The organism is Mesorhizobium sp., assembly GCF_024509055.1.
Classification (GTDB): domain Bacteria; phylum Pseudomonadota; class Alphaproteobacteria; order Rhizobiales; family Rhizobiaceae; genus Mesorhizobium.
Genome location: NZ_JANINM010000518.1, coordinates 1 through 10048, shown reverse-complemented (window position 1 = coordinate 10048; position 10048 = coordinate 1). Strand labels below are relative to the sequence as shown.

At 64.2% G+C, this 10048-nt stretch carries 14 protein-coding genes; 7 read left to right on the top strand and 7 right to left on the bottom strand.

From position 1 onward, the window contains the following. The coding region (sugE, locus tag Q0L57_RS30565) for a quaternary ammonium compound efflux SMR transporter SugE (RefSeq protein WP_296746816.1) at nt 1–295 on the bottom strand (295 nt) is incomplete at its 3' end. 211 nt (nt 296–506) lie between these two features. Continuing rightward, nucleotides 507–632 (bottom strand): hypothetical protein, encoded by a 126-nt coding sequence (locus Q0L57_RS30560; RefSeq protein WP_107648933.1) that lies wholly within the window; start codon nt 630–632, stop codon nt 507–509. 207 nt (nt 633–839) lie between these two features. Between Q0L57_RS30560 and Q0L57_RS30555 the strand changes: the two genes are divergently transcribed. Continuing rightward, nucleotides 840–1799, top strand: a complete 960-nt coding sequence (locus Q0L57_RS30555; protein ID WP_296746815.1) for a cation diffusion facilitator family transporter — start codon at nt 840–842, stop codon at nt 1797–1799. Between the two features lie 33 nt (nt 1800–1832). Beyond that, nucleotides 1833–2237 (top strand): GFA family protein, encoded by a 405-nt coding sequence (locus Q0L57_RS30550; RefSeq protein WP_296746814.1) that lies wholly within the window; start codon nt 1833–1835, stop codon nt 2235–2237. A 4-nt stretch (nt 2238–2241) separates the two neighbouring features. Here Q0L57_RS30550 and Q0L57_RS30545 read toward each other — a convergent pair whose 3' ends face one another. Beyond that, nucleotides 2242–3492, bottom strand: a complete 1251-nt coding sequence (locus tag Q0L57_RS30545) for a DNA recombination protein RmuC (RefSeq protein ID WP_296746813.1) — start codon at nt 3490–3492, stop codon at nt 2242–2244. Nucleotides 3493–3595: 103 nt separating this feature from the next. Between Q0L57_RS30545 and def the strand changes: the two genes are divergently transcribed. The 4 genes from def to truA are packed head-to-tail and all read left to right on the top strand — an operon-like array spanning nt 3596 to nt 6409. After that, a complete protein-coding gene (def, locus tag Q0L57_RS30540) occupies nt 3596–4126 on the top strand; it encodes a peptide deformylase (protein WP_296746812.1) in 531 nt (176 codons plus the stop codon). 5 nt (nt 4127–4131) lie between these two features. Next, the gene (gene fmt / locus Q0L57_RS30535) at nt 4132–5067 is read left to right on the top strand and encodes a methionyl-tRNA formyltransferase (RefSeq protein ID WP_296746811.1); all 936 of its coding nucleotides are present in this window, start codon (nt 4132–4134) and stop codon (nt 5065–5067) included. Then, nucleotides 5064–5570, top strand: a complete 507-nt coding sequence (locus tag Q0L57_RS30530; RefSeq protein ID WP_296746810.1) for a GNAT family N-acetyltransferase — start codon at nt 5064–5066, stop codon at nt 5568–5570. Before fmt ends, Q0L57_RS30530 begins: the two co-directional genes overlap by 4 nt. A gap of 23 nt (nt 5571–5593) precedes the next feature. Further along, nucleotides 5594–6409, top strand: coding sequence for a tRNA pseudouridine(38-40) synthase TruA (gene truA, locus Q0L57_RS30525; protein WP_296746809.1), 816 nt, complete (start codon nt 5594–5596; stop codon nt 6407–6409). Here truA and Q0L57_RS30520 read toward each other — a convergent pair. The 4 genes from Q0L57_RS30520 to dapE all read right to left on the bottom strand — a co-directional run bounded on the left by Q0L57_RS30520 (nt 6358) and on the right by dapE (nt 8869). Further along, entirely contained in the window at nt 6358–6675 is a 318-nt protein-coding gene (locus tag Q0L57_RS30520) for a type II toxin-antitoxin system RelE/ParE family toxin (RefSeq protein ID WP_296746808.1), read from the bottom strand. The two genes, truA and Q0L57_RS30520, sit on opposite strands and share 52 nt — an antisense overlap. Then, nucleotides 6672–6950, bottom strand: coding sequence for a type II toxin-antitoxin system ParD family antitoxin (locus Q0L57_RS30515; protein ID WP_296746807.1), 279 nt, complete (start codon nt 6948–6950; stop codon nt 6672–6674). Before Q0L57_RS30515 ends, Q0L57_RS30520 begins: the two co-directional genes overlap by 4 nt. A 111-nt stretch (nt 6951–7061) precedes the next feature. After that, nucleotides 7062–7667, bottom strand: coding sequence for a transporter (locus tag Q0L57_RS30510; protein ID WP_296746817.1), 606 nt, complete (start codon nt 7665–7667; stop codon nt 7062–7064). A 2-nt stretch (nt 7668–7669) separates the two neighbouring features. After that, nucleotides 7670–8869, bottom strand: a complete 1200-nt coding sequence (gene dapE / locus Q0L57_RS30505) for a succinyl-diaminopimelate desuccinylase (protein ID WP_296746806.1) — start codon at nt 8867–8869, stop codon at nt 7670–7672. A 116-nt stretch (nt 8870–8985) separates the two neighbouring features. Between dapE and Q0L57_RS30500 the strand changes: the two genes are divergently transcribed. Beyond that, a complete protein-coding gene (locus Q0L57_RS30500) occupies nt 8986–10017 on the top strand; it encodes a 2-dehydropantoate 2-reductase (RefSeq protein ID WP_296746805.1) in 1032 nt (343 codons plus the stop codon). Nucleotides 10018–10048: the final 31 nt, after the last annotated feature.

Here is a 10048-nt window from a genome sequence, read left to right as displayed (position 1 = left end):
CGACGATGCCGCAGACGATCAGGCCGATGCAGGCAAGCCGCATCGCCGTCGCGGGTTCGCCGAGCAACCAGACGCCGAGCAACGCCGTGCCGACGGTGCCGATGCCGGTCCATATCGCATAAGCGGTGCCGACCGGCAGATCCTTCAGCGCCAGGCCGAGCAGGCCGAGGCTGACGACCATCGAGGCGACTGTGAGCACGCTCGGGGTCAGCTTCGAGAAACCGTCGGTGTATTTGAGGCCGATCGCCCAGCCGATCTCGAACAGGCCGGCGAAGAAAAGAAAAATCCAGGACATCGTAAACACTCCATTGGGACATCGGAACCGTCCGATGCTCTAAATGGCGGGTCGTCCCAGCCGATTTTTCAGGAAAACGAGGTCGTCCTCGCGCCCGTCATATAGGCAGTTCTTCCACCCCATTCAACAAAACACCGGCAGCATTGTCATGCCGCCGGTTTTAAACATCCGCGCCGAAACGGATCGCCCGGAATCTATTCGCCCCTCGGGCCTATTTGTCCTTCAGCCTCGTCGCCTTGACCGGCGGCGCCTTGAGAGCCGGAGCCGCGACCGGCTTTTTCGCGTCCTTCTTCGGCTTGCGGGCTTCCTTGCCCGCCTTCATCGCACCTTTAGCCATGATTCGTTCCTCCATTGTGGGCAACCAAGTGAAACAAGAGAAATGACGGACTGCAAGTGGTTTGCCGCCACTCGGGAAGCCGGCTAGCCGTATGTCAGCCATTTCCCTTGCCGAACAGGCTCCGTGCTTTGAACCTCGCGGTGCCTCACGCATTGTGTGTGGAGCATCGACCGGCCGGTTGCGAGGGCCGGCAAAGTCAGGTGGCGGATGGCAGGGCACAGCGGTTCCAAGAGGGTTATCTATACCGCGCTGGCCGGCAATCTGGCGATCGCGCTGACGAAATTCGCCGCGGCGCTCTTCACCGGCAGTTCCGCCATGCTGTCGGAAGGCGTGCATTCGCTGGTCGATACCGGCAATGGCGGGCTTTTGCTCTACGGCATGCACCGCGCCGCGCGCCCGCCTGATCGAACCCACCCACTAGGCCACGGCCGCGAGCTCTATTTCTGGAGCTTTATCGTGGCACTTCTGGTGTTTGCGCTGGGAGCCGGTGTTTCCTTCTACGAAGGCATCATCCACATCATGGCACCGGAACCGGTGGCCAATGCCAAGATCAACTACATAGTGCTTGGCCTTTCCTTCCTGTTCGAGGGCAGTTCCTGGTTGGTGGCGTTGAAAGAGTTCCGCCAGCAAAAGGGCAGGCAGGGATGGTTCGAGGCAGTGCGCCGCAGCAAAGACCCGAGCGTCTACACGGTGCTCTTTGAGGACAGCGCGGCGCTGCTCGGGCTTATCGTCGCCTTCGCCGGCATACTGGCGTCAGAGCTGCTGGGAATCCCGGAGCTTGATGGCGTCGGCTCGATCGGCATTGCGATTATCCTCGGCACGACCGCCATCTTCCTCGCCCGCGAGAGCAAAGGCCTGCTGCTGGGCGAGCCGGCTTCTCCTGCGGTGCAGAAGCAGGTCCTGGCGATCGCCGAGCAGGATCCGGCGGTCCAGCGCGCCAATGGCATACTGAGTGTTCACATCGGCCCCGAAGAAATCGTCGCCGGTCTCAGCATTGAGTTCGAGGATCATCTGACCGCGCCGGAGATCGAGGCTTGCATCGAGCGCCTGGAGGCGCGGCTGAGCGAAGACATGCCGGAGATCGCGCGACTTTTCGTCAAGCCGCAGTCGACTGGGACGTGGGAGCGGCGGCGCAAGTCTATCGCCGAGGCTTCGGAAGAGGACTAGGGTAGCGACCCAGACTCGCAAAGGAGGAACTCGATGAAGATCGACGGCGGCTGCCATTGCGGCGCTATCACCTATGAGGCGGAGGTCGATCCCGAAAAGACCTCGATCTGCCACTGCACCGATTGCCAGCAGCTGACGGGCACCGCCTTCCGCGTCACGGTCCGCGTGCCGGAGGAGGACTACCGGATCACCAGGGGCACGCCCAAGGTCTACATCAAGACCGGGTCGAGCGGCGCTAGGCGGGCGCAGGGTTTCTGCGGCGAATGCGGTTCGCACCTTTACGCCACCTCGGTCGGCGACGGACCGAAGGTCTACGGCATCAGGGTCGGCACTGCGCGCCAGCGCGACCAGCTGGTGCCGAGGGCGCAGTACTGGCACCGCTCGGCGTTGCACTGGCTGCCGGAATTCGAGGGCACAAGGGTCGTCGAGGAGCAGTAGAGGGTCAGTCGCCGTCCTCGACGACCCTGAGCCGCAACTGGCCGGTCTTGGAATCGGCCACTCGTGCTCCAGCCTCTACCTTGGCCGGGCCGCGCGGCGGTTCGGTTTCGCCTTCGGCGAATTCCAGCGCCTCGATCTTCTGGCCGCGCTTCGTCACCTTGGATGTCGAGACGAGGATGTCGTCGATATCCTTGGCGGCCTGGCCGAAATGCGTCTGCAACCGGCGTACGCGCTCGTCGACGCGCGCTACGTCTTCCATCAGCCGGACGACCTCATCTTGGATGAGGTGCGCCTGCTCGCGCATCCGCGCATCCTTAAGGATTGCCTGGATGACCTGGATCGACAGCATCAACAGCGAAGGCGAGACGATTACGACGCGGGCGCGGTGCGCCTTCTGCACCACCGCCTCGAAATTTTCGTGGATCTCGGCGAACACCGATTCAGACGGCACGAACATGAAGGCCGTGTCCTGCGTCTCTCCATGGATCAGGTATTTTTCGGCGATATCGCGGATGTGAACTTCGATGTCGCGCCGGAAAGCCTGTGCCGCCACCTTCTGCATGTCGGCGCCTTCGGCGGCGCGGATGGCGTTCCACGCTTCCAGCGGGAATTTTGCGTCGATGGCGAGCATCGGCGCGCCGTTCGGCATCCGCACCAGGCAGTCGGGCCGGCTGCCGTTGGAAAGGCTCGCCTGGAACTCGTAGGCACCGTGCGGCAGGCCGTCGGCGACGATCGCCTCCATGCGCGACTGGCCGAAGGCGCCGCGCGTCTGCTTGTTGGAAAGGATCGCCTGCAATTGCACGACCTGGCCGGCCAAGGACTGGATGTTACCCTGCGCGGTGTCGATAACCGCTAACCGCTCCTGCAGCCTGGCTAGGCTCTCATGCGTCGACTTGGTCTGCTCCGCCATGGTCTGGCCGATGCGGCCCGTCATGGCGTCGAGTCGCTGGCCCAGCGACTGGGTAAGCTCGGCCTGCCTGGCGCCGAACACGTCGGCGATCGCGCCCATGCGGCCCTGCATCTCCGCCTGCGCCTGCAGGATGTCCGTCATCCGCGCCTCGGTGTCGCGAGCATGATCGGCGGCTTCGGCCGCGGCCACCGCGCGCGCCTTGCCCGCGCGCCACAGCGCGGCGGCGAGCGCCAGGAACAACGCCAGCAGCAGCGCCGTGCCGAAGCCGAGCGCCTGGCCGAGCGTGATGGTGGTGGCGCCGAGCCGCGCTACCGGCTGCGAAAGGATGGAGGTCATGTCGTTCATGCGGGCAGCATAACCGATTCGGCTGGCTGGCACAGATCAAAACGTGAACAGGCAAAAGGCACCCCGGTTGACGCTTCTCCGGCAAGGTCTTAGGTGAGACGCCATGTCGATCAAGCCGCTCATCATCCTTCCCGATCCCGTCCTGCGCCAGGTCTCCAAGCCCGTGGAGCGCGTCGACGGCGATTTGCGCCGGCTTGCCGACGACATGCTGGAAACGATGTACGACGCGCCGGGCATCGGCCTTGCCGCGATCCAGATCGGCGAGCCGTTGCGCATGCTGGTCATCGACCTCGCCAAGGAGGGCGAGACGCCGGCACCGCATGTCTTCATCAACCCGGAAATCCTCGAAAGCTCCGAGCAGCGCTCGGTCTATGAGGAGGGCTGCCTGTCGATCCCGGACTATTACGCCGAGGTCGAGCGCCCCGCCTCCGTGCGGGTGAAGTACCTCGACCGCGAAGGCAAGTTGCAGGAGGCGCAGGCCGAGGGCCTGATGGCGACCTGCCTGCAGCATGAGATCGACCATCTCAACGGCGTGCTCTTCATCGACCATATCTCGAAGCTGAAGCGCGACATGGTGGTGAAGAAGTTCAAGAAGCTCGCCAAGGACAAGGCGCCTGGCAAGATGGTGGGCTAGGGGCAATGCCCCTTCGCGTCATCTTCATGGGCACGCCGGATTTTTCGGTAGCCACGCTGCGTGCGATCGCCGAGGCGGGCCACGAAATCGCTGCCGTCTACACGCAGCCGCCACGCGCCGCCGGCCGGCGCGGGCTGGAGCTGACGCCCTCGCCGGTGCAGCGCGAGGCCGAATGGTTGGGCATCGAGGTGCGGACGCCGACATCGTTGAAGGGCGAGGCCGAGCAGCTGGCCTTTGCCGCCTTGCAGGCCGATGTCGCCGTGGTTGTCGCCTATGGTCTGCTGCTGCCGAAAGCCGTTCTGGATGCGCCCAGGCTTGGTTGCCTCAACGGCCATGCCTCGCTTTTGCCACGCTGGCGTGGTGCTGCTCCCATCCAGCGCGCCATCATGGCCGGCGACACCGAAACCGGCATGATGGTCATGCGCATGGAAGAAGGTCTGGACACAGGTCCGGTGGCATTGGTTGAAAAAGTCGCCATCGAACCCGATATGACGGCCGGTGAATTGCACGACCGCCTGATGGCCGAAGGCGCTTCGCTCATGGTAAATGCGCTCGCCGAGTTGGGGATAAATTGTCTGACATTTACCCAACAGGCAGAGGCGGGGGTGACCTACGCCCGAAAGATCGATAAATCGGAGACACGCGTAGACTGGACGCGGCCTTCTGGCGAAGTCCACAATCACATTCGCGGCCTTTCGCCCTTCCCGGGCGCATGGTGCGAAGTCGAAATTGGTGGCCGCATGGAGCGGTTGAAACTGCTTCGCTCGACGCTCTCGGATGGCGTTGGCGAGTCGGGAGGAATTCTCGATGACCGGCTGACGGTCGCCTGCGGGACAGGCGCGGTGCGGTTGGTCGAAGTTCAACGGGCGGGCGGAAAGCCCGCCGCCGCGCAGGAGTTCTTGCGCGGGGCCAAGATCGAAAAAGGAATGAAACTAAAATGAGCATGATGTCGATACGCGCGGCGACGCCGCGGGATCGCGAGGCGATCCGCCTCGTCGAAGAGCATGCCTTTGGCCAGCAGGCAGAAGCCGGGCTGGTCGACGCACTGATCAATGGCGGCGATGCCGTGGTCGAACTGGTTGCCGAGGAAGACGGCCAGGTCGTCGGCCACATCCTGTTTTCCCGGCTTTATGTGCAAAACGGCGGCAAGCGCTTTGCCGCGGTGGCGCTGGCGCCGCTGGCGGTCGAGCCCTCCTTCCACGGCACAGGCATTGGCGGCGCGCTGATCCGTGAGGCGCATGTCCGCCTCAAGGAGGCCGGCGAGACACTGGCTGTGGTGCTGGGCGATCCGACCTATTACGGCCGCTTCGGCTATACCCATGACCGCGCCGAAAAGTTCGACAGCGAATATCAGGGCGAGGCGCTGCAGGCGCTTGCCTGGGGTGATGCGCCCGAGGCCGGCAAGCTGGTCTACGCATCCGCTTTCACCGCTCTCGCCGCCTAGGCGAGCGCGAAAGCAAAGCTGGCATGCCGCGTTTTCGCCTCGATATCGAATATGACGGCAGCCAGTTCGCCGGGTGGCAGCATCAGGCGGACCAGCCCTCGGTGCAGCAGGCGATCGAGCAGGCTGTTGAGAAGTTCTGCGGTGAAGAGGTCAGGCTGCGTGCCGCCGGCCGCACCGATGCCGGCGTGCACGCCACCGCCCAGGTAGCGCATGTCGACCTGGTCAGGAACTGGCCCGGCGACAAGGTGCGCGATGCCGTCAATGCCCATCTGCAGGCGGCCGGCGCACGTGTCGCGATCCTGAAGGCGACCGTCGTCGACGATGGCTTCGATGCGCGCTTCTCGGCCACCGGCCGTCACTATCTCTACCGCATCCTCAATCGCCGCGCGCCGGCGGCGCTGGAAAAGGGCAAGGTCTGGTGGGTGCCGAAACGGCTCGATGCCGGGGCCATGCACGAGGGGGCGAAAGTGCTGCTCGGGCGGCATGATTTCACCACCTTCCGCTCCACACAGTGCCAGGCCGAAAGCCCCGTCCGCACGCTTGACCGCCTCGACGTCACTCGCGTGGGCGACATGATCGAGGTGCGGACCTCGGCGCGCTCCTTCCTGCACAACCAGGTGCGTTCGATGGTTGGCTCCTTGCGGCGCATCGGCGACGGCTCCTGGAGTGCTGACGATCTCAAGGGCGCGCTCGAGGCGCGCGACCGAGCCGCCTGCGGCCAGGTGGCGCCGCCGGACGGGTTATTCCTCGTAGGTGTCGATTATCCGCAATTGGCGGACCACGCCGATCAGTTGACGTCGCCCTCGGCCAGATCGTCCGACCAATTCGCGCCACCGTAAAATAAGCGCAAAATCACCACGCGTTCCGGCTCCACAACAAAAGCAACCGTGATCCGGCGCTCGAACCCGATGATCCGAAGGTCAGGCCGTACGTCGTCGCGGCGCGAGCCACGTTCAGAGCCGTAATCAAGGCGCTCGCAGAATGCCCGGATACGGCTATCGTAGCGGTCGGCCGTTGTCGCGCTGCTGGCTAGCGCAACAACATCGTAGATGTGATCGAGGTCATCGCCCGCATCAGCCGTATAGATGACGGCCCGACGCTTCACGACTTCTTCCGCGAAGTCCCATGGCGCTTGCGCGCCCTTTCGGCCATTTCTTCCGGCGAAATGCCCTTGCCCGGGCTCGCCTTCCAAGCATCATAGGTAGGAGCGACCTCCTCACGCAACCAACGCTCCACCGCGGCATCGCGCTCTTGGAGCGCGCGGAGCCCAGCACGGATGACCTCGCTGCTCGTTGCATAGGCACCAGACTGAACAAGTTGGTCGATGAAGGCGGCTTGCTCGGCCGGCAGGCTGAACGTGCGTTTTTCGGTGGCGGACATGCGAGTCTCTGAGACAAGGTCGGTATGAAATTATCATACCTGAGATAACGGCCGATTGAAAGACCGATGCCGACTCCGCCACGAGGTTCGTCCCTTCCGGGTTCGAAAGGATCAGCCGGTCGTCTCGTTCGGAATATTGATCCCGAGCAGAGCCTGCAGTCCGAACAGCACGAGCAACGAAGCCACGAACATGCCGACGAAGACGGCGGTGCCGACCGCGGCGCCCTTGCCGATCGACGCATTGGTCATGCGCCATGTCAGCACCAGCGACAGCCCGAACATCAGATAGGCAAGCAGGCCGATCACGTCGCTCGACAATGGTACGAAGAGCCGGATCAAGGCCAGCGGAAGCATCATCCAGGCAATAATCGCCTGCGCCCAGTTGGACGCGACGACATAGTGGACGAAGCGGCCGCCGATGCCGGCGCGCGGCGCGGCCAGCGCAAACGCCACCAGAGGCAGGACCCAGGAACCGATATCGATGGTAGCCAGCCTCACAAGAACGCCGAGGCGGACGGTGAAGGCCGTCGGATCGCCGATCTCATTGGCCAGTTCCACCCAGCTGACGATCAGCGCCGGCGCCGCCACGACAATGGCGAAGAATGAATTCCAGAAGCCGTCTGCCGACAGGTCGAGCATGCGCAAACCGTCGGCCTTGCCGAACATCAGCCGCCAGGCGCCGGCCAGCGAAGCATAGGTTTCGTCCGCCGAAAGCATGGTCACGCCAAGCCTTGTCCGAACCAGTCTTCGATGAAGCGTTCGTAGATTTGGGTCAGCGTCTCCAGATCGGCAAGCGCGACGCGCTCGTCGACCATGTGCATGGTCTTGCCGACCAGTCCGAACTCGACCACCGGGCAATAGTCCTTGATGAAGCGGGCGTCCGATGTGCCGCCTGAAGTGGAGAGCGCCGGCCGCTTGCCGACCACTGCCGTCACCGAGCCACTCAGCGTGTCGATCAGCTTCTCGTCACGGGTGAGGAAGACATGGCTCGGCCGGTCGCGCCAGACCAGCTCATAGTCGACAGGGGTCTTCTTGCCCGGCCGGTATTTCTTGCGTCCGGCGGCCTGGTCGAGCCGGTTGTGGATCTCGCCCTGGATCGTTTCCGCGGTCCAGGTGTCGTTGAAGCGGATGTTGAAAGTCGCTGTCGCCTTCGCCGGGATGACGTTGGTGGCCGGATTGCCGACGTCGATCGACGTCACCTCCAGGTTGGTCGGCTGGAAATCCTTCGTTCCCTTGTCGAACACGGGATAGATGAGCGCGTCGACCAGGCTCATCAGGCCCCGCACCGGGTTGTCGGCAAGCTGCGGATAGGCGGCGTGACCCTGGCGGCCATTGACGACGACGCTGCCCGACAGCGAGCCGCGGCGGCCGATCTTGATCATGTCGCCAAGCGTATCCGGGTTCGTCGGCTCGCCGACGATCGAGGCATCCCATTTCTCGCCCTTGGCGGCCGCCCAGTCTAGCAGCTTGGTCGTGCCGTTGATGGCGGGACCTTCCTCGTCGCCGGTGATCAGCAGCGAAACGGAGCCTTTCGGGCCGCCGTTCTTCTCGACATGGCGGGCCACCGCGGCGATAAAGCAGGCGATCCCGCCCTTCATGTCGACGGCGCCGCGCCCATACATCTCGCCATTGGCGATCTCGGCGGCGAAGGGCGGGTGCGTCCAGGCCGCCTCGTCGCCGACCGGCACGACGTCGGTGTGGCCGGCAAACATCAAATGCGGGCCGTTGCCCGAACGGCGCGCGTAAAGGTTCTCGATGTCGGGTGTGCCGTCTTCGCGAAACACCGGACGCTCGACCGAAAAGCCGAGCGGCTTCAGCATGTCTTCAAGCGTTTGCAGGGCGCCGCCTTCGGCGGGTGTCACGGAAGGACAACGGATCAGGGCGGCAAGGTTGGCGGCGGGGTCGGTCGGCAATCTCATGGGCAAAGCGATAGTCGAAAGCGTCAAGCCTGTCACGATGGCACATCATCGCCGGTCATGCCGCCGACAATATGGTTTTCATGCCGTATAGTTGCGGACCAGCACGGGATGATTGCATGGCCAGCCAGCAAAAGACGATCGCGATTGCCGGCGCCGGCAGCATCGGCTGCTATGTCGGCGGCTGCCTTGCGCTTGCCGGACGCAAGGTGGAATTCCTGGGGCGCGGCCGCATCGTCGAGGCGCTGCGCAGGGATGGGCTGCGGATCAGCGATCTCGACGGGCGCGACCGCCGCATCGCCGCTTCGGCGCTCGCAGTCACCGACGATCCGGCAGCGGCGCTGCACGACGCCGATATCATCATCGTGACAGTCAAGAGCGGTGCGACCGGAGAGATGGCGGCCATGATTGCCGCCCATGCCCGCCCGAATGCCATCGTGCTCAGCTTGCAGAACGGCGTCGACAATGCCGACAGGCTGCGCGGCGAGCTCCCGGCGCGGCGCGTGCTGGCCGGCATGGTTCCGTTCAACATCGTGCAGTCGCCGGAAGAGACACCGTTCAGGGTCCATCGCGCCAGCGACGGCAAGGTCAAGATCGAGGACGCCGTGCCTGGTCTTGCCGCATTGCTCGACGTCGAAGGGCTTGAGGTCGAGACCCATGCCGACATCAGGGCGGTGTTGTGGAGCAAGCTCCTGATGAACCTCAACAACGCGCTTGCGGCGCTCTCGGATTTGCCGCTGGCGACCGAACTGGCCGACCGGCGTTGGCGCTTGATCCTGGCTGGCCAGATCGAAGAGGCGCTCGCCGCGATGAAGGCAACAGGGATAGAGCCGGCGCGCATCACCGCCCTGCCGCCATCGCTTTTGCCGCAAGTGCTGAGGCTGCCGAACTGGTTGTTCGGCCTGCTGGCGCGGCGCATGCTGGCGATCGATCCCGAGGCGCGTTCCTCGATGTGGGACGATCTGCAACGCGGGCGCTCGACCGAGGTCGACGAATTGCAGGGCGCGATCCTGCGCCTTGCCAGGCAGGCGCGTACGCCGGCGCCAACCATCGAACGCATCGTGGCGCTGGTGCGCCGGGCGGAAACGGAAAAGCGCGGGTCGCCTGGCCTCAGGCCGGAAGATGTCAGCGGCGGTCCTCGATCAGCGTGATCTTCTGCCAGATCTTGCGCGACAGGTTCGA